22 protein-coding genes and 1 pseudogene are annotated in these 21,231 nt (G+C 72.0%); 12 read left to right on the top strand and 11 right to left on the bottom strand.

The features are described from left to right. Positions 1-134 precede the first annotated feature (134 nt). Entirely contained in the window at positions 135-755 is a 621-nt protein-coding gene (locus tag G4G93_RS12540) for a cation transporter (protein WP_312891925.1), read from the top strand. A gap of 199 nt (positions 756-954) precedes the next feature. Here G4G93_RS12540 and G4G93_RS12535 read toward each other — a convergent pair whose 3' ends face one another. Continuing rightward, entirely contained in the window at positions 955-1,416 is a 462-nt protein-coding gene (locus tag G4G93_RS12535) for an Rrf2 family transcriptional regulator (protein ID WP_165084830.1), read from the bottom strand. A gap of 410 nt (positions 1,417-1,826) precedes the next feature. On the opposite strand from G4G93_RS12535, the gene G4G93_RS12530 reads away from it, so the two are divergent. The 5 genes from G4G93_RS12530 (at position 1,827) to G4G93_RS12510 (ending at position 7,412) form a co-directional block, all read left to right on the top strand. Then, positions 1,827-2,063 (top strand): DUF6894 family protein, encoded by a 237-nt coding sequence (locus G4G93_RS12530; protein ID WP_165084663.1) that lies wholly within the window; start codon positions 1,827-1,829, stop codon positions 2,061-2,063. A gap of 132 nt (positions 2,064-2,195) precedes the next feature. Further along, positions 2,196-4,058, top strand: coding sequence for a glycoside hydrolase family 15 protein (locus tag G4G93_RS12525; RefSeq protein ID WP_165084661.1), 1,863 nt, complete (start codon positions 2,196-2,198; stop codon positions 4,056-4,058). A 205-nt stretch (positions 4,059-4,263) separates the two neighbouring features. After that, entirely contained in the window at positions 4,264-5,811 is a 1,548-nt protein-coding gene (gene metG, locus G4G93_RS12520; RefSeq protein ID WP_165084659.1) for a methionine--tRNA ligase, read from the top strand. Next, positions 5,808-6,593 (top strand): TatD family hydrolase, encoded by a 786-nt coding sequence (locus G4G93_RS12515; RefSeq protein ID WP_312891924.1) that lies wholly within the window; start codon positions 5,808-5,810, stop codon positions 6,591-6,593. Before metG ends, G4G93_RS12515 begins: the two co-directional genes overlap by 4 nt. Before the next feature lie 12 nt (positions 6,594-6,605). Next, positions 6,606-7,412, top strand: coding sequence for an MBL fold metallo-hydrolase (locus G4G93_RS12510; RefSeq protein WP_165084657.1), 807 nt, complete (start codon positions 6,606-6,608; stop codon positions 7,410-7,412). Here G4G93_RS12510 and G4G93_RS12505 read toward each other — a convergent pair. The 4 genes from G4G93_RS12505 to G4G93_RS12490 all read right to left on the bottom strand — a co-directional run bounded on the left by G4G93_RS12505 (position 7,379) and on the right by G4G93_RS12490 (position 9,969). Next, positions 7,379-7,774: a cupin domain-containing protein gene (locus G4G93_RS12505; protein ID WP_165084655.1), complete on the bottom strand. Its 396-nt coding sequence runs from the start codon at positions 7,772-7,774 to the stop codon at positions 7,379-7,381. The two genes, G4G93_RS12510 and G4G93_RS12505, sit on opposite strands and share 34 nt — an antisense overlap. Beyond that, positions 7,771-7,932, bottom strand: coding sequence for a hypothetical protein (locus tag G4G93_RS12500; RefSeq protein ID WP_165084653.1), 162 nt, complete (start codon positions 7,930-7,932; stop codon positions 7,771-7,773). The genes G4G93_RS12505 and G4G93_RS12500 overlap by 4 nt, the downstream gene beginning before the upstream one ends. 411 nt (positions 7,933-8,343) lie before the next feature. Then, positions 8,344-9,474, bottom strand: a complete 1,131-nt coding sequence (locus G4G93_RS12495) for a carboxylate-amine ligase (RefSeq protein ID WP_165084651.1) — start codon at positions 9,472-9,474, stop codon at positions 8,344-8,346. A gap of 60 nt (positions 9,475-9,534) precedes the next feature. Further along, positions 9,535-9,969: an RNA polymerase sigma factor region1.1 domain-containing protein gene (locus G4G93_RS12490; RefSeq protein ID WP_165084649.1), complete on the bottom strand. Its 435-nt coding sequence runs from the start codon at positions 9,967-9,969 to the stop codon at positions 9,535-9,537. A 134-nt stretch (positions 9,970-10,103) separates the two neighbouring features. On the opposite strand from G4G93_RS12490, the gene G4G93_RS12485 reads away from it, so the two are divergent. Further along, positions 10,104-11,501, top strand: a complete 1,398-nt coding sequence (locus tag G4G93_RS12485; protein ID WP_165084647.1) for a cytochrome P450 — start codon at positions 10,104-10,106, stop codon at positions 11,499-11,501. Here G4G93_RS12485 and G4G93_RS12480 read toward each other — a convergent pair. The 3 genes from G4G93_RS12480 to G4G93_RS12470 form a co-directional block, all read right to left on the bottom strand. Further along, positions 11,488-11,910 (bottom strand): carboxymuconolactone decarboxylase family protein, encoded by a 423-nt coding sequence (locus tag G4G93_RS12480; RefSeq protein ID WP_165084645.1) that lies wholly within the window; start codon positions 11,908-11,910, stop codon positions 11,488-11,490. The two genes, G4G93_RS12485 and G4G93_RS12480, sit on opposite strands and share 14 nt — an antisense overlap. Next, positions 11,849-12,271: a MerR family transcriptional regulator gene (locus tag G4G93_RS12475; protein WP_165084643.1), complete on the bottom strand. Its 423-nt coding sequence runs from the start codon at positions 12,269-12,271 to the stop codon at positions 11,849-11,851. Before G4G93_RS12475 ends, G4G93_RS12480 begins: the two co-directional genes overlap by 62 nt. Positions 12,272-12,362: 91 nt before the next feature. Continuing rightward, a complete protein-coding gene (locus tag G4G93_RS12470; protein ID WP_246736719.1) occupies positions 12,363-12,740 on the bottom strand; it encodes a TfoX/Sxy family protein in 378 nt (125 codons plus the stop codon). Positions 12,741-13,082: 342 nt separating this feature from the next. Between G4G93_RS12470 and G4G93_RS12465 the strand changes: the two genes are divergently transcribed. The 4 genes and pseudogenes from G4G93_RS12465 to G4G93_RS12450 all read left to right on the top strand — a co-directional run bounded on the left by G4G93_RS12465 (position 13,083) and on the right by G4G93_RS12450 (position 17,122). Further along, positions 13,083-14,018, top strand: coding sequence for a carbohydrate ABC transporter permease (locus G4G93_RS12465; RefSeq protein WP_206289718.1), 936 nt, complete (start codon positions 13,083-13,085; stop codon positions 14,016-14,018). Next, positions 14,015-14,862: pseudogene (locus G4G93_RS36575) on the top strand (carbohydrate ABC transporter permease). The gene G4G93_RS12465 and the pseudogene G4G93_RS36575 overlap by 4 nt, the downstream one beginning before the upstream one ends. Positions 14,863-14,876: 14 nt before the next feature. Next, positions 14,877-16,205, top strand: coding sequence for an ABC transporter substrate-binding protein (locus G4G93_RS12455; RefSeq protein WP_165084641.1), 1,329 nt, complete (start codon positions 14,877-14,879; stop codon positions 16,203-16,205). Between the two features lie 89 nt (positions 16,206-16,294). After that, positions 16,295-17,122: a phosphodiesterase gene (locus G4G93_RS12450; RefSeq protein ID WP_165084639.1), complete on the top strand. Its 828-nt coding sequence runs from the start codon at positions 16,295-16,297 to the stop codon at positions 17,120-17,122. Here G4G93_RS12450 and G4G93_RS12445 read toward each other — a convergent pair. Genes G4G93_RS12445 through G4G93_RS12435 form a run of 3 tightly spaced genes read right to left on the bottom strand, consistent with a single transcriptional unit; the run spans position 17,056 to position 19,075 of the window. Further along, complete coding sequence (locus tag G4G93_RS12445) at positions 17,056-17,574, bottom strand: hypothetical protein (RefSeq protein WP_206289717.1); 519 nt, start codon at positions 17,572-17,574, stop codon at positions 17,056-17,058. The genes G4G93_RS12450 and G4G93_RS12445 overlap by 67 nt on opposite strands. 58 nt (positions 17,575-17,632) lie before the next feature. Continuing rightward, entirely contained in the window at positions 17,633-18,298 is a 666-nt protein-coding gene (locus G4G93_RS12440; RefSeq protein WP_048431309.1) for a 3-oxoacid CoA-transferase subunit B, read from the bottom strand. A 21-nt stretch (positions 18,299-18,319) separates the two neighbouring features. Then, on the bottom strand, positions 18,320-19,075 hold the full coding sequence (locus tag G4G93_RS12435) for a CoA transferase subunit A (RefSeq protein ID WP_093565036.1): 756 nt from the start codon (positions 19,073-19,075) through the stop codon (positions 18,320-18,322). Between the two features lie 304 nt (positions 19,076-19,379). Between G4G93_RS12435 and G4G93_RS12430 the strand changes: the two genes are divergently transcribed. After that, entirely contained in the window at positions 19,380-21,221 is a 1,842-nt protein-coding gene (locus G4G93_RS12430; RefSeq protein WP_165084637.1) for an AsmA-like C-terminal region-containing protein, read from the top strand. Positions 21,222-21,231: the final 10 nt, after the last annotated feature.

Below are 21,231 nucleotides of genomic sequence, written 5' to 3'. Positions count from 1 at the left end.
GGCACGGCATGGGCAAGAGCCGGCACGGCATGGGCAAGAGCCGGCACGGCATGGAACGGATGCGGGATCCCCTGGCCCGACCCCGCCGATCGGGGCATAGACGCCGGGCCCCCTCCTGCCGCGAGGCCAGAGCCGTGACCTCCTCCGACACCGATCCCGGCCTGCGCACCACCGTGCGGCGCGTCGCCCTGCTCAATCTCGGCTATTTCGGGGTCGAGGCGGCGGTGGCGGTGGCGATCGGCTCCGTGGCGCTCGTCGCCGACAGCGTCGACTTCCTGGAGGATGCGGCGCTCAACCTGCTGATCGTCGCCGGACTCGGCTGGCGGCCGGCGGCGCGGGCACGGCTCGGCACCGTCATGGCGGGCATCCTGCTGCTGCCGGGGCTCGCGGCCGTGTGGACCGCCTGGCAGAAGATCGGCGCCTTCACGGCCCCGGCCCCGGTGCCGCTGACCCTGACGGGCCTCGGCGCGCTCGCGGTCAACCTCGCCTGCGCCCTGATGCTGGCCCGCCACCGCGAGGGACGCGGCAGCCTGACCCGGGCGGCCTTCCTGTCGGCCCGCAACGACGCCGTCGCCAACGTCGCCATCGTGGCGGCCGGGCTCGTCACCGCCGCCACCGTGTCGCGCTGGCCCGCCTTCGCGCCCTGGCCCGACCTGGTGGTCGGCCTCGGCATCGCGGCGATGAACGCGGATGCCGCCCGGGAGATCTGGCAGGCCGCCGCCGCCGAGCGCCGGGCCGCGCGCGAGGCAGCTTGAGGCGGGCCGGGGGCCAGACCCGCTTACCATGCCTCTTATGACGCAGCTTTCTTGATTGATCCGGCTGGAAGTCGAATCGAAGCCGTTTGTCATCGTCACGAATAGCGTCCAAATCCAGCGCGAGCGGTCGTCCGGCAACGTCCGCTTGCAAGCTTGTGACGCTCAAATGCGGAACGGCGGAAATCCACCCTCACCCGCCCTACAGCCCCGGCTCCGCGGTCCCGTCGACCTCGCCCCCGATCATCTCCCGCAAAGCCGCCCCGGTCGGCCCGGCGAGCACGTCCGCCAGGGTGAAGCGGTCGAGCTCGCGCACGAAGCTTCGCTCGGCCGCGTCGAGGGCGTGCTTGAGCAGGCAGCGGCCGGCGAGCGGGCAGGGGCCGCGGGCGCATTCCACGAGGCAGCCGAGCCCTTCCAGTTCCGCCACCACGGCGCCGAGCCGCACCTCCGCCGGCGGCCGGGCGAGGCGCACGCCGCCGGCGCGGCCCTGCCGCGCCTCGATGTAGCCGGCGCCGGTGAGTCCGCGCGCCACCTTCTGGAGATGGTGCAGCGACACCCCGAAGGCGCGGGCGACGGCCGGCGTCGTCGTCCAGGCGCCGGCCTCCATCGCCGCGAGATAGAGCAGCAGGCGCAGCGACAGGTCGGTATAGAGCGAGAGCCGCAGGGCGCTGTCCTTCCTTCGCGGACGCCGCCCGGGTCGCCGCCCGCCCCCGGGCCGTCATGGCCGCGCGGCCGCACCCGGTCGAGGCGCAGCGATCGCGGAGCCCCAGCCTACCGCATGTCGGGTCGGGTGAGGAAGGCGCGGATCTGGTTGTATCATGTCCGGGCGGATGCAACCGCGGCGCAGGGGCGGCCGAGGCGCGACGACGGGGCTGGCCCCAGTCGATGGCGGCATAATCTGGTAATTAGCGTACTTGTTTGAGCCGAGAGGGAAAATCGTGATCGATAAACATTTGCGAGAGCGGGGCTTGCCTTTGCGTCCTAGTCAGTCGTCACTGGGCTCCGATCGGCAAGGCCGTTCGGTGGGCCTCGGAGATTGGGTTCGAAGGCCTCGTCACACCATTGGGGCAACCCGTGCCGCACTACTTCTTCGACATCAACGACCATGACCTGGCGCATCGCGACGACGAGGGCAGCGACTGGCCGAACCGCGACGCCGCCCGGGGCCATGCCATGCGGATCCTGGCCGACATCGCCCGCGACGAGGCCCGCCGTCAGGAACGGCTGCACCTCTTCGTGACCATCCGCGACGAGCGCAGGACCGTCCTTGCGATCGCGTCCCTGGCCGTCGCCTGCACGTGGTTGGATTGAACCCCGCCGGATCGCGCCCGGCCGGATAGGCCGCCTTTCTCTCGCGGCCCGGCACATACCGTCGCGCCCCGAAACCGTCGTCCCGACGAACCGTTACCCCCGCGCTCTGACCCGACTTGGCAGCGAGGCGACGTGACGGACCGGCCGATCGAGGACTACGCCGTCATCGGCGATACCTGCACGACGGCGCTCGTCGCCCGGGACGGCTCGATCGACTGGCTGTGCTGGCCCTGCCACGACAGCCCGGCCGTGTTCCTGCGCCTCCTCGACGAGGACAAGGGCGGGGCCTGCGAGATCCTGCTCGAGGGATTGCGCGAGACCCATCGGCGCTACCGGCCCGGCACCACCATCCTGGAGACCACCTTCGTCACCGCGACCGGCCGCCTGACTCTCACCGACTTCATGCCGCTGCATCCCCTGGACGAGGTCCCCGACGAGGGCCCGGACGGCGCCCCCCACGGCCGGATCGTGCGGCTGGCCACCTGCGAGGCCGGCACGGTGACCGGGCGCTTCCTTGTGCGCCCGACCTTCGACTATGCCCGCGACGGCGCCGCCCTCGAACCCGAGGCGGGCGGGACGGTCCTGTGCCGGCGCCTCTCGACGCCGGAGGGCGTGCGCGTCGCCGCCACGGTGCCGCTCTCGGTCGCCGGCGACCGGGTCGAGGCGGCGTTCGCCTTGGCGGTCGGGGAGGGCGCGTGCCTCGTCCTCTCCCACCGCGAGGACGACGACGGCGACGTCGGGCGCGCCGAGGCGAGTCTTTCGGCGACCGCGCGCTACTGGGAGGAATGGTCCGGCCGCTGCACCTATGACGGGCCCCACCGCGACGACGTGCTGCGCAGCGCCCTCGTGCTCAAGCTCCTCACCCACGCGCCCTCGGGCGGGATCATCGCGGCGGCCACCACCAGCCTGCCGGAGGCGGTGCCGGGCACCCGCAACTTCGATTACCGCTACGTCTGGATGCGGGATGCGAGCTTCACCGTCACGGCCTTCGTCAATCTCGGCTACGTGCGCGAGGCGGCGGAGTTCCTGCGCTTCCTGCGCGACGCCGACACGACCCGCGGCCGCGACCTGAAGCTGATGTACGGCATCAACGGCCGCGTGCCGGAGGAGGAGATCCTCGATCACCTGCGCGGCTGGCGCGGGGTGTCCCCGGTGCGGATCGGCAACGCGGCCTCCGGCCAGCACCAGTACGACATCTACGGCGAGTTCCTGGTGGCGCTCCACGCCTTCCTGGACGCCGTCGACTACGACCCCCCGGTCAAGGTCAACGATCACCTGGCCGAGGCCCTGGGGCATCTCACCGACCACGTCATCCGCTGCCGCCACGCCCCCGACCACGGCATCTGGGAGCTGCGCGACGAGACGCGCCAGATCCTGCACACCAAGGGCATGCTCTGGGTCGCCCTCGACCGGGCGGTGCAGATCGCGCAGGAGGTGGACGTGGCGAGCCCGGAGACGGTCGAGGAGTGGCGGAGAGCCGCCGCCGAGATCCGGGCCGAGTACCACGAGAAGGGCTGGAATCCGCGCGTCGGCGCCTACACCCAGGCCTACGGCTCGGACGACCTCGACGCCGCGGTCCTGCGCACGGTCCTGTTCGGCGCCTTCGACGCGCATTCGCCCCGGGTCGCCGCGACCCTCGCCGCGGTGAGCGCCGGGCTCGGCGACGGCGACCTGATCTACCGCTACCGCAATGCCGACGGCTTCGAACACCCGGAGGCGACCTTCGCGGCCTGCGCCTTCTGGCGCGTCGGCTGCCTGGCGCTTGCCGGGCGCATGCAGGAGGCCGAGCCGCTCTTCGCCCGGCTGCTCCAGCGCGGCAACGATCTCGGCCTGTTCGCCGAGGAGATCGACGCGGGGACGGGCGAGCAGCGCGGCAACGTCCCGCAGGGCTTCACCCACATGGCGATCATCAACCACGCGGTCCGCCTCGACCGGGCGGCACGCCACGCGCAAGCCCACACCGACGAGCCGTGCCAGTGGGCGGTGGGCGCGTAGCGTCTCTCACGAAACTTCCGGTCGCCGGCATTGCTCACCGTGGCGGCGCCGGCGCTGCGGGAGTTTCGCGAGGTGCACCGAGCGCGGCGGAGGATCTGCCGTCCCGGGGGGTGGGCACCGCCGCCCGAATTTGCTCTAAGGCTCGGATGGGCGCCCCCGCGGGCGCCCCGACCGATCCGAAGCCTCCTATCCGGGAACTTAAGTCGTGGCGGGCGAGCCGTACTTCATCACCACCGCCATCTCGTACCCCAACGGGGTGCCGCATATCGGGCACGCCTACGAGGTGATCGCCGCCGACGCGATCGCGCGCTTCAAGCGCCTCGACGGCTACGACGTGTTCTTCACCACCGGCACCGACGAGCACGGCCTCAAGATCCAGCAAACCGCCACCAAGGCCGGGATCAGCCCGCGCGCCTTCGTCGACGACATGGCGCCGCGCTTCCGCACCATGGCCGAGCGGCTCGACTGCGCGTTCGACCGCTTCATCCGCACCACCGACGCCGACCACATCGCCTCAGCCCAGGCCCTGTGGCGCCGGATGGAGGAGAACGGCGACATCTACCTCGCCAAGTATGCCGGCTGGTACTCGGTCCGCGACGAGGCCTATTACGACGAAGCCGAGCTGGTCACGGCGCCCGACGGCAGCCGCCGGTCCGAGAAGACCGGCACGCCGGTCGAGTGGGTCGAGGAGGAGAGCTACTTCTTCCGGCTCTCGGCCTATGGCGAACGCCTGCTCGCCCTCTACGAGGCCCATCCGGACTTCATCGGCCCCGATACCCGCCGCAACGAGGTGACGAGCTTCGTGCGCTCCGGCCTCCAGGACCTGTCGGTCAGCCGCACCACCTTCGACTGGGGCGTGCCGGTGCCGGGCAACCCCGCTCACGTGATGTATGTCTGGGTCGACGCACTCACGAACTACATCACGTCCTGCGGCTTCCCGGACGAGGCGGATCCGCGCTGGCGCCACTGGCCGGCCGACCTCCACGTCATCGGCAAGGACATCATCCGCTTCCACGCGGTCTACTGGCCGGCCTTCCTGATGTCGGCCGGGCTGCCGGTCCCGAAGCGCGTCTTCGGCCACGGCTTCCTCCTCAACAAGGGGGAGAAGATGTCGAAGTCGGTCGGCAACGTCGTCGATCCGGTGGGCCTCGCCGACATCTACGGCGTCGACCCCCTGCGCTACTTCGTGCTGCGCGAGGTGCCGTTCGGCCAGGACGGCAGCTACTCGCACGAGGCGATCGTCAACCGGCTCAATGCCGACCTCGCCAACGACCTCGGCAACCTCGCCCAGCGCTCGCTGACCATGATCGCCCGCAATTGCGGCGGCCAGGTCCCGAAGGCGGGTGAACCATCCTCGGCCGATAAGGCGCTGCTGGCGCTCGCCGACGCGCTGCCGGAGAAGGCGAGGGGGCTGATGCAGGACCTCGCCCTGCACGCGGTGCTGGCCGAGATCTGGGCCGTGGTGGCGGAGGCCAACCGCTACTTCGCCGGCCAGGAGCCCTGGACCCTGCGCAAGACCGACCCGGCCCGGATGGAGGCGGTGCTCTACACCACCGCCGAGGTGCTGCGGGCGGTCGGCATCCTGGTCCAGCCCTTCATCCCGAGCGCCGCTTCCCGGCTCCTCGACCTGCTGGCGGTGGCCTCCGGGGCGCGCAACCTCGCCGATGTCGGGCCCGACCACCGGCTGGTGCCCGGCACGAGCCTGCCGGCGCCGAGCCCGATCTTCCCGCGCTACGTGGAGCCCGAGGCGTGAGCCTGGTCGACAGTCACTGCCACCTCGACTCGCCCGGCCTCGCCGAGCGGCTGCCCGAGGTGCTGGCCCGCGCGAGGAGCGCGGGGATCGACCGGATGGTGACGATCTCGACCCGGGTCGCCCGGTTCGAGACCTACCGGGCCTTGAGCGAGGCGCATCCGGAAGTCCTGTTCACGGTCGGCACCCACCCGCACCAGGCGGGCGAGGAGCCGGACGTGCCGGCGGACGAGATCGTCGAACTCTCGCACCATCCGCGCTGCGTCGGCATCGGCGAGGCGGGGCTCGACTACCATTACGACACCGCCCCGCGGGACGTGCAGCAAAAGGTCTTCCGCACCCATATCGCGGCGGCGCGGGAGAGCGGGCTGCCGCTCGTCATCCACGCCCGTGAGGCCGACGAGGACGTGGCGGCGATCCTCACCGAGGAGATGGCGCGCGGGGAGTTCCGCGCGGTGCTGCACTGCTTCTCGTCGGGTCGGCGCCTCGCCGAGATCGGGGTCGAGCTCGGCCTGTTCGTATCGTTCTCCGGCATCGTCACCTTCCGCAACTCGGACGAGATCCGGGCCATCGCCAGGGCCGTGCCGCAGGACCGCCTCCTGGTCGAGACCGACGCGCCCTATCTGGCGCCGGTGCCGCATCGGGGCCGGCCGAACGAGCCGGCCTTCGTCGCCGACACCGCCCGGGTTCTGGCCGAGACCGTGGGCCTCAAGCCCGACGACCTCGCGGCCCTCACCACCGCCAACTTCTACCGCCTGTTCGACAAGGCCGCCGCCCACCGCTGAGGGTTTTCCCGCATGCCGACCCTGACCCTTCGCATCCTGGGCTGCGGCTCCTCGGGCGGCGTGCCGCGGGTCGGCTACGGCTGGGGCGCCTGCGACCCGGCCGAGTCCCGCAACCGGCGCCGGCGCTGCTCGCTCCTGGTCGAGCGCCGGGACGCCGAGAGCGAGGCGACCACCGTCCTCGTCGACACCTCGCCGGACCTGCGGGAGCAACTGCTCGATGCCGCGGTGGCGCGCCTCGACGGCATCCTGTTCACGCACTCGCACGCCGACCACACCCACGGCATCGACGACGTGCGGCCGCTGGTGATCCACATGCGCCGGCGCATCGCGGTCCATGCCGACGCCACGACCTCCGAGCTGCTGCGCGCCCGCTTCGCCTATTGCTTCACCTCGCGGCCGGGCAGCCTCTACCCGCCGATCCTCGACCTGCACGCGCTCGAGACCGGCGCGCCGGTGACCGTCGAGGGCCCGGGCGGGCCGGTGACGGCGACGGCCTTCGCCATGGAGCACGGGCCGGAGGAGGCACTCGGCTTCCGCTTCGCCGATGCGGCCTACGCGCCCGACGTCAGCACCATGCCGGACGCCGCCAAGGCCTCCTTGCGCAACCTCGATCTCCTGATCGTCGACGCGCTGCGCGACTCGCCCCATCCGACCCATTTCTCGGTCTCGGACGCCCTGGCGCTGATCGAGGAGGTGGCGCCGCGCCGCGCCATCCTAACCAACCTCCACACCGACCTCGACTACGAGACCCTGCGCCGGCGCCTGCCGCCCGGGGTGGTGCCGGCCTATGACGGGCTCTCGGTCGAGGTCGACGGCTGATCCACCGGCCGGAGGTGCACCGCGAGCCAGACGGTCGGCGCGTCGGGACTGGTCGACTCGACCCGGTGGCGGCGATGCGCCGGGATCATCAGGTGGTCGCCGGGTCCGAGCCGCCTGGGTTCAGGCTCACCGGCGATGCGCAAGGTGGCGGCGCCCGTCAGCAGCACGACCCATTCGTCCCAGGGCTGGTCGTACCAGAAGCCCGGCGGGCTCGCCTGGCCCGTCGAGACGATCCGCTCGATGCGGGCCTGCGGGGTCTGGGCCAGGAGGTCGATGCGCTCGTCGGGCTGGGGGGTCGCGGGCAGATCGGCGAGGAGGTTGGCGGTCGACGGAGCCGGGCTCTGCCCGCGATGGCTCGTCATGGCGCAGCCGCCGTCGTCGCGGGATCGCCGTCGCCGTGGCGGATGCCGACCACGACGACCGCGTCCTCGGTCGGGATACAGAAGCTCGGGTACGGTCCGGCCAGGGTCCGCCGCGTGGGGCGGACGCGCTCGATCGCTTGTTCGAGAAGGGCGGTCATGACACCATCATGCACGCGATCCGCGCCGGTACGAAGGGAAACCCGCAGCGCCGCGGCCCGACGGCATCCGCCCCGGACACCCCCGATCAAGCCTCTCGTTCCATAATGCAAATTATGCGAATCGAAGTGGGGTGGTAGAGCGGAGCGGCGACGGTGCCGTGAGCCCGGCCGCTCGGCCTCCCCCGTTCGGCCCTGCGACCGCCTGCGTGGCGGCATCGAGCACGGCCGGGGATCGTCCCGGTTCGGGGCTTCATCCGCCGTCCAGGATCTCGTCCAGCGCCAGGCCGTCCGCCAGATCTCGAACAGCACCTCGACCGGCACCCGCGTGCCGCGAAACCCCCGGCGCCCGCCAGCCGGACGCCTCCCGCGCAGGAGGCCGCCCGGGGGCGGTCGAGGTCCACTACGCGGCCGCTATGCCGCCCGCCCCTCGGTCTCCCGCGCCAGCGCGTCCACCACCGCGGCGATGCCGGCCTCGTCCGGACCGTCCTCGCCCCGCGACGCGGCGTAAGTCCCGCGCTGGCGGTCGGCGCTGGTGCCGTCGCGGGCGATGCGGCGGGCCTCGTCGAGGCAAGCCGTGCAGCCCAAAGCCTCGGCGTCCTCGGCGACGAGCGCGAGCACGCCCTCCAGGGCCTCGCCGAGCGGTACCGCGCGCCCGGCCTGCGGATCGATCAGGGCGGCGCGCACGCCGTCGCGCTGGGCCCGCCACAGGTTCTCGCGGATCACCGCCCGGGCGACCCCGTCGAGGCCGGCATTCAGGTCGGGCCGGCGCTCGGCGGCGCGCACGAGGCAGCGGTAGAGCCCGGCGATCGCCACCGCGTCGTCGACCCGGGTGCAGCTGTCGGCGATGCGCAATTCCAGGGTCGGATACCGGATCGAGGGCCGCAGGTGCCACCACAGGAAGCTCGCGTCCTGGATGGCGCCGGCGGCCGTCATCACGGCGACGTAGCGTTCGAACTCGGCGTGGCCGGCAAACAGGTCGGGCAGGCCGGTGCGCGGCATCTCGCCGAACACGCTGAGGCGGTAGCCGCACAGGCCGGTATCGCGCCCCTGCCAGAACGGCGAGGAGACCGAGAGTGCAAGCAGCGCCGGCAGGAACGGCAGCAGCCGGTTCATCAGGTCGATCCGGTCGTCGGGCCGCGCCACCTCGACATGGACGTGCATGCCGCTGACCAGGGTGCGCTGCCCGATCATCCGTACCTCGTCGAGGATGCCGTGGTAGCGCGCGCCGTCGGTCGGGGCTTGCGCGTCCCAGGCGGCGCCCGGATGGGTGCCGGCGCCGAAGACCAGGATCCCGTGCGCCCGCCCGATCTCGGCGAGGCCCCGGCGCAGGCCCGACAGGCCGGCCCGCGCCTCCGCCGCCTCGGTGGCGGGCGGGGTCGCGATCTCGATCTGGCTTTGCAGCAATTCGCGCTCGGTCGCCGGCAGCAGCGCCTTGGCGGCGGCGTGGAAGCCGCGCACGCCGCTGCGCGGCGTCCCGCGGGTCGCGGCGTCGGCCAGGAAGAACTCCTCCTCGATGCCGAAGCGGTAGGCGGGGCCGGTCATGGATGCACGGTTCTCCGAGAGCGCAGGGATATAGGAGCCGGCCCACGGCCGGCCACGCCGTCAGCCCCGCATCGTCCACACTGCCAGGACGACGAGGGCGAGCAGGACGGCCGCGAGGCCCGCCCACAGGACCGCCCGGTGCGCGCCGCCCCGGGCCGGCGCGGGCGCGGACGCGGGGGGGGCCGGTGCCGGGGCCGCCGTCACCGTCGCCGCGGGCGGCGATTCGGGGACCGGCGCGGGCGCGTCGGAGGCCGGCGGCTCCGGCAGGCGGACCGTTCCGGCGGGCGGCAGCGGACGGCCCGGCTGCAACAGGATCTCGTCCGGATCGACCGGGATCCCGGCCTCCTCCAGCTCGATCAGCACCAGGGCGATGTCCTCGGCGCTCATCCGGTCGATCGGCAGGGCCTGGCGCAGGTCGTCGGGGCCGAGGCCGCCCCGGCTCTGCCCCAGGGCGATCAGGCGGTCGAGGGTGGTGCGGTCGAAGGCGGCCTGCATGACGCGGCTCCCTTTTTGTCGTGTGTGCCAACGCGCACCTGCCCACGCGCGTTTCCCCCGTCACGCTCGCGCCCAGATGGGGTAGGACAAGACCAAGGCTCCCGGTCTCCGTCGGGACCGAAACCAGGCGAGCCATGAACGCGCACCCGTCCCAAATCCGTCCGGCCCCCGAAGGGCCGCGGCCGGTCCTCGCCCGGATCACGCCGCCGGCGCAGCCGCTCGGGCCGTGGCGGCTGTTCCGGACCATCGTGCGCAACCCGCTCGAGGCCTGGCCCGAGGCGATCTACCACGAGCCGCTCTACGTCTCCGACTTCCTCGGCAATACCAGCCTGTTCGTGATGGCGCCGAACCTGATCCGGCGGGTGATGGTCGACGAGGCCGACGCGTTCGAGAAGTCGGAGGTTCTGCGCCGCGCCCTCTCACCGGCTTTGGGCGACGCGATCCTGACCGCCGACGGGGCGCGCTGGCGCTGGCAGCGCCGGGCGGCGGCGCCGATCTTCCGGGCCGAGCGCATCCGCAGCTTCGTGCCGGCGATGATCGCCGCCGCCGAGCGCACCCGCGACGCGCTCGCGGCCGAACCCGGCGCCGAGGTGGACATCGCCCAGACGATGATGCGCACCACCTTCGAGATCATCGTCGAGACGATGCTGTCGGGCCACGGCGCCATCGACGCCGCCCGGGTCGAGCGCGGCATCACCGACTACCTCGAATCGACCAGCTGGATCTTCGCCCTCACGCTGCTGCGCGCCCCCGCCTGGATGCCCTATCCCGGCAAATCCAAGGCCGAGCGGGCCAAGATGTACCTGCGCGACGCACTCTTCCGCCTCGCGGCGGAAGGCCGGCGCGCCGGCACGGAAGGCCGCAACGACCTGATGAGCCTGCTTCTCGCCGCCCGCGACCCGGAGACCGGCCAGGCGATGGACGACCGCGACGTCGCCGACAACCTGCTCACCTTCGTGACCGCCGGGCACGAGACCACGGCCCTCGCCCTCACCTGGGCCTTCTACCTGCTCGCCCACCATCCCGAGAGCGAGGCGCTGGTCGCCGCCGAGGTCGAGGCGGTGACCGGAGGCGGTCCGCTGACCGCCGACCACGTCGACGCCCTGCCCTATACCCGCCAGGTGATCCTCGAGGCGATGCGGCTCTACCCGCCGGTGCCGGTGGTGGTGCGGGCGGCGCTCCGCGACGTCGACCTCGACGGGACGCCGGTCAAGGCCGGCACCCCGATCACCATCCCGATCTACGCCGTGCACCGCCACGCCGCCCTGTGGGACGAGCCGGACCGCTTCGACCCGGCCCGCTTCGCCCCCGAGGCCGCCAAGGCCCGCGACCGCTACGCCTACCTGCCCTTCGCGGCCGGGCCGCGGATCTGCATCGGCATGGGCTTCGCGCTCTCCGAGGCGGTGGCGATCCTGGCGGTGCTGGTCCGCGCCTTCCGCTTCTCGCTCAGGCCCGGCACCGTCCCGGTGCTGAAGCAGCGCATCACCTTGCGCCCGGCGGACGGGATGCCGATGCGGGTCAGCGTGCGCTGAGCGCGTCGTGCGCGGGCGGAAACCGGCGCCCGAAGACCTCTTTTGCCGCGAAGAGACCGTTGAGGGCGGCCGGGAACCCGGCATAGACCGCCATCTGCATGATGATCTCGGTGATCTCCTCGCGGGTGAGACCGACATTCAGCCCGGCCTCGATATGGACCCGCAGCTGCGGCGCGGCATTGCCCATCGCGGTCAGCGCCGCGATGGTGGCGATCTCGCGGGCGCGCAGGTCCAGGCCGGGCCGGGAATAGATGTCGCCGAAGGGAAACTCGAACAGGTAGGTGGCGAAGTCCGGCGCGATGTCGGCGAGCGCCGCCGCCACCGCATGCCCGGCCTCGCCGTCGATCTCAGCGAGCGCGCGCTTGCCGCGCGCGAGCCGGCTCTCGCCGTCGCTCGAGGGATGCGTCATCGTCGATCCTTTCGTGTGTCGTGGCATAGCCGGCGATCTTGGCGTCCAGCGCGAGGAGGCAGGCCTGCAGCTCCGCGACCTGCGCCCGGACCCGGTCGCGATGGGCCTCCAGCAGCGCGCGGCGGTCCGCCTCCGTCCCGCGGCCGCCCTCGCGCAGGCTCGCGTAGCGCAGCATGTCGCGGATCGGCATCCCGGTCGTCTTGAGCCGCCTGAGGAAGGCGATCCAGGACAGGATCGCGGCGTCGTAGTCGCGCTGCTTCGACCGGTCCCGGCTCGCATAGGGCAGGAGTCCGATCTTCTCGTAGTAGCGCAGCGTGTGGGTCGAGAGGCCGGAATGCCGCGCGAGTTCGCCGATCTTCATGCCAATCGTCCTGGGGCGAGCGCCGTCCGAGCGGGATGAGGAGAGGCTACGGGTTCGAGTGCACTCTCAGTCAAGGCCCCAAACGCCGGGTTCAGGCGGCCGGATCCCCTGCCCTGCGCCGGCCCGCCGGCTTCGCCCGGTCGGCGGCCTCCGCGGCCGCGCAGGCGCGCTGCGCCCAGGCCGCGAACGCCTCCGGATCGTCGGCGAGCCGGTCCGGCGCCCGCCAGTAGCTGGCGATCGTGGTCACCCGGCCGCCGCGGGTCGCGGACGAGAACGGCGCGCCGCCCTCGGCCGCGAAGGCGGCCGTCTCGTCCGGCGAGGCCTTCAGGGAGACCGCGCCGTGCAGGGCGAGCCCGAACATCAGGCCCTCGCGAAACAGCCCGAGCCCGCCGAACATCCGGCGGATCGCGACGCCGCCGAGGGGCGCCAGCATCTCCTCCAGGAAGGCGCGGTCTGCGTGCTCGGTCATGGCGCTTCGTCCGCAGGATCTCTCCCGGCCGAGCGTCCCCGATCGCCCGCGCACCGGCAAGCCCGGCCGGGCCCCGATGTCCGCGATAAATTCCGCACCGTCATCGTGGCCGCGCGGGGGAGATCCGGAAAGATCTTGCAGGCCGTGACCGCCCAATGCCAGCGAGGGTTGTCGTCGAGCCAATAAAGTTCCACCCCGGGCAACTTGCCGTCATGGTGCCGAAACGCGGGCCGGGTCGTGCGTCGGGCGCGGGCGGAATACAGCGTCGCGCGATTCCGGTTTCATCCGCCTGTCACGAAACCGCCCGATGACGCACCGGTCACGACAGTCCGGCGAACCCCTTTGACCCACCTCCTCGATACGATTCCGGCGGCCGCTCCGGCCGGGCCTCCCGTCGCCCGGGCGGCGCCGCGGCCCGGCGCCGGCCTCCTGCTGCCGCTCGCGCTGCTCAGCCCCTCCCTGGTCTTCCTCGCCCTGTTCACCTACTGGCCTGTGGCCGAGGTGGTGTGGGACGCGACCCACGAGGTCACGCGCCGGGGCACCCGCTTCGTGGGCCTGGCCAACTTCACGGCGCTCTTCGCCGACCCGACCTTCCAGCGCGCGCTCCTCAACAACGCCCTCTACGCGATCGGCACGGTGGTCCCGAGCCTGGTCCTGGCGCTCGCCTTCGCGCTGGCGCTCAACGGTGCCGGCCGGGTGCGGGCCATGATGCGGGCCGTGTTCTTCCTGCCGGTGATGATCCCGCTGGTGGCCGCGGCCGCGCTCTTCCTGTTCCTGTTCCTGCCCGGGATCGGGCTGATCGACTATCACCTCGCCCGGCTCGGGCTTCCTGGCGCCAACTGGCTCGGCGACCCCGATCTCGCGCTCGGCGCCATCACGGTGCTGACCGTGTGGAAGAATGCCGGCTACTACATGCTGTTCATCCTGGCCGGGCTGCAGGCGATCCCCGACGAGGCCCGGGAAGCCGCGCTCCTCGACGGCGCCGGCCCGTGGCAGCGCCTGCGCTTCGTGACCCTGCCGGCGCTTCGCCCGACCTTCGCCTTCGTCGGGGTAATCGCGCTCCTCAACGCGGTGACGCAGGTCGACCACGTCTTCGTGCTGACCAAGGGCGGCCCCTCGGACGCGACCAAGCTCCTCCTGTTCTACATCTACGAGCAGGCCGCCGAGCGCTACGATGCCGGCCGCGCCGCCGCCGCGACCGTGGTGACGCTCGGCCTCCTCGCCGCGCTGACCACCCTGTCGCTCGCCCGCGGCCAGGGCCCGGAGGCGGCCCGATGAGCGCGCCGGTGCAGTCCGGTCCCGTGACCCGGGAGATCACCCCGCACATCGCCCGCTGGGTCGTCGCCGGCCTCGCCCTCGTCTGGGCGGTGCCGTTCTGGTGGATGCTGGTGGCGGCGTTCCGGCCGGCAGGCTCCGGCGCGGACGCCTCGCTCCTGCCCTCGCTGACACCGACGCTCGCCAACTTCGCCGAGGCCTGGGCCTCGGCCGACTTCCCGCTCTATTTCCTGAACTCCTCGTGATCTGCACCGGCATCCTCCTGGTGCAACTCGTCACGGCGTCGCTCGCCGGCTACGTCTTCGCCCGGCTCGAATTCCCCGGCCGCGGCGTCCTGTTCGCCCTGTTCCTGGTCCAGCTGATGCTGGTGCCGGTGGTGCTGCTGGTGCCGAACCTCAAGACCATCGCGGCTCTGGGCCTCTACGACACCCTGCCGGGCGTGATGGCGCCCTACTGCGCCACCGCCTTCGGCACCTTCCTGATGCGCCAGAGCTTCCGCGAGGTGCCGCGCGAATTGGAGGACGCCGCGATGATCGACGGCGCCGGCTGGTGGGCGCGCATCCGCCTCATCTACCTGCCCCTGACGAAGCCGGCGCTCGTCGCCTTCTCGATCGTCTCGGTCACCAGCCACTGGAACGAGTTCCTGTGGCCGCTGATGGTCATCAACTCCCCCGACAAGCGGCCCCTCACCCTCGGTCTCGCGAGCTTCACGCTCAGCGCCGAGGGCATGCAGGCCTGGGGGCTGATCGCGGCCGGCACCTTCCTGGTCAGCCTGCCGCTGCTTGCCGCCTTCCTGATCTTCCAGCGCCGGTTCGTGAACAGCTTCCTCGCCTCCGGCATCAAGTAAGAGGACGACCACAGATGATTTCCTGGTGGAAGGGCGCCGCCCTCGCGCTTGCCGCGGTGGCGGGCCTCGCCGCGCCGCGCCCCGCGTTCGCGACCGATATCGAGCTGTTCTTCCCCGTCCCGGTGGACGGGGCGCTCGCCCGCAACATGACGGGGCTCATCAAGGAGTTCAACGACTCCCACCCGGACATCAAGGCGACGCCGGTCTTCACCGGCTCCTACGACGACACGCTCTTGAAGACCCGCGCGGCGATCAAGGCCGGCAAGCCGCCGGCGGCGGTCATCATGTCGGCGAACTTCCTCACCGACCTGTCGATCGAGCGCGAGATCGCGCCGATGGACGACTTGATCGCCAAGGACGGCAAGAGCCCGGAGGCCTTCATGGGCCAGTTCTTCCCGGCGATCCTTCCCAACGCCGTGATCGACCGCAAGGTCTACGGCGTGCCGTTCCACAACTCGACGCCGCTGCTCTACATCAACGCCGACCATTTCAAGGAAGCCGGCCTCGACCCCGACAAGCCGCCGCGGACCTGGGCCGAGCTCTATGACGCCGCCCGCAAGCTGACCAGGCGCGAGGGCGACCGCACCACCCGCTGGGGCCTGATGATGCCCTCGAACTACGATTACGGCGGCTGGATCCTCGAAGCCCTGACCATGTCGAACGGTGGACAGTACTATAACCAGGATTACGGCGGCGAGGTCTATTACGATACCCCGACGATGCTCGGCGCCCTCACCTTCTGGTCGGACCTGGTCCACAAGGCCAAGGTGCATCCGGCCGGCGAGCAGAAGGGCCCGGCGGTGACCGGCGCCTTCCTGGCCGGCCAGGCCTCGATGATGATCATCTCGACCGGTTCGCTCACCTTCATCCGCGACACCGCCAAGTTCCCGTTCAAGGTCGCTTTCGTGCCGATGAACGTGCGCCAGGCGGTGCCGATCGGCGGCGCCTCGCTGGTGCAGCCGACCGGGCTCTCGCCCGAGAAGCGCACCGCCGGCTGGACCCTGATCCAGTGGCTGACCTCGCCGAAGACGTCGGGCTGGTGGAGCCGTGCCACGGGCTACTTCGCCCCCAACAAGGCGGCCTACGACCTGCCCGAGATGAAGGCCTTCCTGGAGAAGAATCCGGACGCGAGGATCGCCGTCGACCAGCTCGCCAACGCCCAGCCGTGGTTCGCCACCTACCGCACCGTGCCGGTGCGCAAGGCGATCGAGGACGAATTGCAGGCGGTGCTCTCGGGCAAGCGCCAGCCGAAGGAGGCGCTGGTCGCCGCCCAGAAGGCCGCCGACGCCCTGATGCGTCCTTACGTCGAGGACACCGCCCTGCGCCTGCCGGGCGCCGAGTGATCGCCTCGCGCTGACGCGCCTCCCCTGTCCCGGGCCGCCCTCCGCCGGTGCGGCCCGGGCCCTTTGCCCCCGAGTGCCGGACGAACCCCATGCTCATCGCCCAGATCACCGACCTGCACGTGCGCCCCCGCGGGCTGCCGGCCTACCGGGTCTCCGAGACCAACAGGATGGTCGCCCGCGCGGTGGCCCATCTCCTCGCCCTCGATCCCCGGCCCGACCTGGTGCTGGTCTCCGGCGACCTGACCGATTGCGGGCTTGCGGAAGAATACGAGGAACTGCGCGGCCTGCTCGCCCGCCTGCCGATGCCGGTCTACGTCATTCCCGGCAACCACGACCGGCGCGAGACCTTGCGCGAGGTCCTGCCGGCCGCCTGGATGCCCGGCGCGACGGAGGGTTTCGTCCAGTACAGTGTCGAGGATCACCCGGTCCGCCTGATCGCCCTCGATACGCTGGTCTCGGGCGCGAGCCACGGCGCGCTCTGCACCGAGCGCCTCGGCTTCCTCGAACGGGCGTTGGCCGAGGGCGATGGCCGCCCGACCCTGGTGTTCATGCACCATCCGCCCTTCGCCTGCGGCCTCGTCCACATGGACGAGATCCGGCTTCTCGACGGCGAGGCGCAATTCCGGCGGCTGATCGGGGTTCAGACCTGCATCGAGCGGATCCTGTGCGGCCACCACCACCGGCCGATCGTGACCCGCTATGCCGGCACGATCGCCCAGATCGCCCCCAGCGTCACCCATCAGGTCGCCTTCGACCTGGATCCGGAGCACGAGGGCGCCCTGGTCTTCGAGCCGCCGGCCTACCTGCTCCATCGCTACACGCCGGAGACCGGGATCGTCAGTCACATGGTCTATGTCGAGGCGTTCGACGGGCCGTATCCGTTCGTGCTGGACGCGGCGTATCCGGGGCAGCACTGAGCCGCCTCTGGAGCTGGAAACCGGTCGAGGAAGCGGCGCGCCCGCGGTAGCGCATCATGCAGGAACTGGCCGGGCTCCCGCAGCCGGAGCCCGGCGAAGCCCATGGACTTCTCCTCGGATACGAGGACGTCGCGCGGCAGGGAGACCAGCGTCGCATCCCATCCGGGCCACGCGAGACGGGCACGCCGCCAAGTATGCGCCAGGTAGCGGGCGCGGTCCGCGTAGCCGTGATAGTCGAAGACCCAGGCATCGGTCGCCACCACGATGTGGTGGCCGGTATGGCCGGGAACGGGTCTGATCCACACAGCCTCCTGCCCGGAATGCCCGTGCGGTTCCATGAAGGCGTAGGCCAGGATGTGGCAGGCGCCGCAGGCGAAGAACACCCGATCGGGCAAGGCCCAGCGCAGGGCCTGGTTCGTCTTGGAATAGCCCGGTGTCCTGATACGATACATCGGCGGGACCGGCCTGCCGCGGCGGACGCCTCCCAGGGAGGCGCCCGCCGGAATCGCCTCAGCTGTTCTTCAGCGCCACCCGGTACTGACCCTGGGTCTTCGCCCGCACCTCGTCCTCGGTGACGCCGTCGGCGAGCTCGATCAGGCTCATGCCGCCGTCACCCTTCTTGTCGATGGTGAAGACGCCGAGATCGGTGATGACCATGTCGACGACGTGGGTGCCGGTGAGCGGCAGGTCGCAGGCCTCGAGCAGCTTCGGCGATTCCGAGCCGTCCTTGGCCTTGGCGACGTGCTCCATCACCACGACGACCTTCTTGACGCCGGCGACGAGGTCCATCGCGCCGCCCATCCCCTTCACCATCTTGCCGGGGATCATCCAGTTGGCGAGGTCGCCGTTCTGGGCCACCTGCATCGCGCCGAGGATCGACAGGTCGATATGGCCGCCGCGGATCATCCCGAAGGAATCCGCCGACGAGAAGTAGCTCGTGGTCGGCAACTCGGTGATGGTCTGCTTGCCGGCATTGATCAGGTCCGGGTCCTCCTCGCCCTCGTAGGGGAACGGGCCCATGCCCAGCATCCCGTTCTCGGACTGGAGCTGCACCGACATGCCGTCGGGGATGTAGTTCGACACCAGCGTCGGGATACCGATGCCGAGATTGACGTAGAAGCCGTCCTCGAGCTCGCGGGCGGCGCGGGCGGCCATCTGGTCGCGGGTCCAAGCCATGGTGGTCTCCTCTCTCGCTCGTCAGATGGCGCCGCCGCCCGTCGGGGCGGGCGCGGGCTCGGCGTTCGGCGCAGCCTCGGCACGCTTGCGGGTCGTGCGCTGCTCGATGCGCTTCTGGGCGTTCGGGACGTGGATCATCCGCTTCACGAACACGCCGGGCGTGATGATGTGGTCCGGGTCGATCTCGCCCGGCTTCACCAGGTGCTCGACCTGCGCGATGGTCATGCGCGAGGCCGACGCCATCATCGGGTTGAAGTTGCGGGCGGTCTTCCGGTAGACGAGGTTGCCCTCGGTATCGCCCTTCCAGGCGTGGACCAGCGAGACGTCGGCGAACAGGCCGCGCTCCATCACGTAGGTCTCGCCGTCGAACTCCCGGGTCTCCTTGCCCTCGGCGATCAGGGTACCGACGCCGGTCTTGGTGAAGAAGGCCGGGACGCCGGCGCCGCCGGCGCGGATGCGCTCGGCCAGCGTGCCCTGCGGGTTGAACTCGATCTCCAGCTCGCCGGCGAGGTACTGCTTGGCGAAGGTCTTGTTCTCGCCGACATAGGACGAGATCATCTTCTTGATCTGACGCGTCTCGAGCAGCACGCCGAGGCCGACGCCGTCGATGCCGGCATTGTTCGAGATGACCGTGAGGTCCTTGGCGCCGCTCTCGCGCACCGCGTCGATGAGGACGTCGGGAATGCCGCACAGGCCGAAGCCGCCGGCCATGATCGTCATGCCGTCCCGCAGGACGCCCGCCAGGGCGGCCGTGGCGTCGGGGTATACCTTCTTCATCCCTCGTTTCCCCAATCCATTCTGGTGCCGCCGGGGCTCAAATGCCCTCGTTCCCGCACGGATGCGGCGCCTCGCCGCCCTGTTTAGCATCGTTGCGGCGCCGCACCACCGGGAGACCGGAGGAAAATGTCCTGCTCCGGCGGCCGCTGGGCCGGCCCGGAAAATCGTGCCGGGGAGACAAGGCGTGCGCGACGGATTATAGGGGTAACCGGGAAGGCGTATGCCGCCGGCGGGCCAGGAGGCCGGCCAGGGCGGCGCCCGGGGGGGCGCACGAGTTCTCGTCCACGCCGGCTGCCGGAGAGCGATGTCGCGCCGAACCACCCTGGCCCTGAGCGGCGCCGCCGTTGCGGCGCTCGCGCTCGCGGCCGCCTCCCAGCCCTGGACGATCGCCGACCCGCGGGCGGCGGCTTTCGCGGAACGGGACCTGGCGCGCCGCTACGGCCTCGGCCTCGCGGTCACCGGGCCCGCCACCCTGACCCTGCTGCCCGCCCCCCGCCTCAGCTTCTCCGGCGTGCGGCTGAGCCGCGCCGGCCACGACCTCGTCGCCAGCGCAGGCCTGCAGGTGCAGTTCGGCCTCGCCGGGCTCCTCGCCGGCCGGCCGGAGATCACCGGCCTCGTCCTCGACCGGGCCCGGATCGCCCTGCCGGAGCGTGCGGGCGGCGACGGAACCGGGAGCGACTGGGCCGAGCCGGCGGCCCGGCTCGCCGCCCGCGTCGCCGCCGGCCGCGGCCGGCACCTGCGCCGCCTCGTCCTCGTCGACGCGACGCTCACCCTGCACGACCCCCGCACCGGCGCCCCCGAGACGGTCACCGGCCTGAACCTGGTGGCGAACTGGCCGCGCCCGAGCGCCGCCCTCGACCTGTCCGCCGCCTTCACCTGGCGCGACGTGGCGGCGACGCTGGCGCTCTCGGACCTGCACCCGCGCGAGCTCGCCGCCGGCGCCGAGACCCCGGTCACCGCCGCCCTCGCCTGGAGCGCCGCCGGCCCGAAGACGGCCGACAGCAGCGGTGCCGAGGGCGGCGCCGAGATCGAGGGCCGCCTGGTCTGGGCGAAGGCGTCCGACGCGAAGGCATCCGGCCCGCGCCTGTCCGGCCGGGGCCGCTTTTCCACCCCGGCGCTCCCCGGCACCCTGGCCTGGCTCGGGATCGCCCCCGGCCCCGCCGCGCTCGCCGGCTCGGTGAGCCTGGAAGGCCGCTTCACCGCCCGCCCCGGCGCTATCGAATCGCCCGAGCTGCAGGTGCGGGTCGGCGACAGCCGGCTCGAAGGCGCCGGCGCCGCCTCCCTGGCGCGGGGGCGGCTCGCCCTCTCCGCCACCCTGGCGGCCGAGCGGCTCGACCTGTCGGGCCTCGTGCCCGAGCCCGAGCCCGGCGGCGCGTGGAGCCGGGCGCCCCTCGCCCTCGACGGGTTCATCCGCGGCGACCTCGACCTGCGGCTGTCCGCGGCCTCCGCCCGCCTCGGCCCGGTCGAGGCGCAGGACGTCGCCGCCGGCCTCCTGGTGCGCGACGGCACCGTGGAGGCGACCCTGGGACGGGCCACGGTGCAGGGCGGCACCGTCAAGGGGCGGGCGGCGCTCGCCGCCCTGCCGGCCGGCCTCGACGCCCGGCTGCAGGGCAGCGCCGACCGGATCGACCTCGGCGGCCTGTTCGCCGATCTCGGCTGGCCACGCTGGATCCTCGGCCGGGCGCAAGCCTCGGTCGCCCTCGACAGCGCCGGATCGAGCCTCGCCGACCTCGTCGGCCGCCTCGCCGGCCGGGCCGCCGCCACGGTCGAGGGCGGGGAGATCCTAGGGTTGAGCCTCGTCGACCTCGCCCAGCGCCCCGAGGCCGCCGCCGCCCTGCGCCGGGGCGGGCGCACCCATTTCGAGCGCGCCCGGGTCGTCCTGACGGTGAGCGACGGGGTCGCGGAGATCGGCCAGGGGCAGGTCCGCGGCGGAGGCCTGACGGCGAGCCTCGGCGGCCGGGTCTTCCTGGCCGAGCGGCGCCTCGGTGCCGAGGCCCGGATCGAGCCCGGACCCGACGGCCGGACCGGCGCCTTCGCCATCGAGGGGCCGTGGCTGCGCCCCGCCATCCGGCCGCTGGCGGCCCGCCTGCAGGACAAGACCTTGCCCAAGACCTTGCCCGCCGCCGCCAGCGCCTACGCCCCCTGACCGAGTCCCG

Source organism: Methylobacterium sp. DB0501 (genome assembly GCF_011043735.1).
In the GTDB taxonomy this organism is placed as follows: domain Bacteria; phylum Pseudomonadota; class Alphaproteobacteria; order Rhizobiales; family Beijerinckiaceae; genus Methylobacterium; species Methylobacterium alsaeris.
This window is presented reverse-complemented; position numbering and strand designations above follow the sequence as displayed.

Coding starts and splice junctions, on each gene's coding strand:
- G4G93_RS12510 (WP_165084657.1), top strand. CDS start 6,606: ATGCCGACCCTGACCCTTCGCATCCTGGGCTGCGGCTCCTCGGGCGGC.
- G4G93_RS12505 (WP_165084655.1), bottom strand. CDS start 7,774: ATGACGAGCCATCGCGGGCAGAGCCCGGCTCCGTCGACCGCCAACCTC.
- G4G93_RS12500 (WP_165084653.1), bottom strand. CDS start 7,932: ATGACCGCCCTTCTCGAACAAGCGATCGAGCGCGTCCGCCCCACGCGG.
- G4G93_RS12495 (WP_165084651.1), bottom strand. CDS start 9,474: ATGACCGGCCCCGCCTACCGCTTCGGCATCGAGGAGGAGTTCTTCCTG.
- G4G93_RS12490 (WP_165084649.1), bottom strand. CDS start 9,969: ATGCAGGCCGCCTTCGACCGCACCACCCTCGACCGCCTGATCGCCCTG.
- G4G93_RS12485 (WP_165084647.1), top strand. CDS start 10,104: ATGAACGCGCACCCGTCCCAAATCCGTCCGGCCCCCGAAGGGCCGCGG.
- G4G93_RS12480 (WP_165084645.1), bottom strand. CDS start 11,910: ATGACGCATCCCTCGAGCGACGGCGAGAGCCGGCTCGCGCGCGGCAAG.
- G4G93_RS12475 (WP_165084643.1), bottom strand. CDS start 12,271: ATGAAGATCGGCGAACTCGCGCGGCATTCCGGCCTCTCGACCCACACG.
- G4G93_RS12470 (WP_246736719.1), bottom strand. CDS start 12,740: ATGACCGAGCACGCAGACCGCGCCTTCCTGGAGGAGATGCTGGCGCCC.
- G4G93_RS12455 (WP_165084641.1), top strand. CDS start 14,877: ATGATTTCCTGGTGGAAGGGCGCCGCCCTCGCGCTTGCCGCGGTGGCG.
- G4G93_RS12450 (WP_165084639.1), top strand. CDS start 16,295: ATGCTCATCGCCCAGATCACCGACCTGCACGTGCGCCCCCGCGGGCTG.
- G4G93_RS12445 (WP_206289717.1), bottom strand. CDS start 17,574: ATGTATCGTATCAGGACACCGGGCTATTCCAAGACGAACCAGGCCCTG.
- G4G93_RS12440 (WP_048431309.1), bottom strand. CDS start 18,298: ATGGCTTGGACCCGCGACCAGATGGCCGCCCGCGCCGCCCGCGAGCTC.
- G4G93_RS12435 (WP_093565036.1), bottom strand. CDS start 19,075: ATGAAGAAGGTATACCCCGACGCCACGGCCGCCCTGGCGGGCGTCCTG.
- G4G93_RS12430 (WP_165084637.1), top strand. CDS start 19,380: ATGTCGCGCCGAACCACCCTGGCCCTGAGCGGCGCCGCCGTTGCGGCG.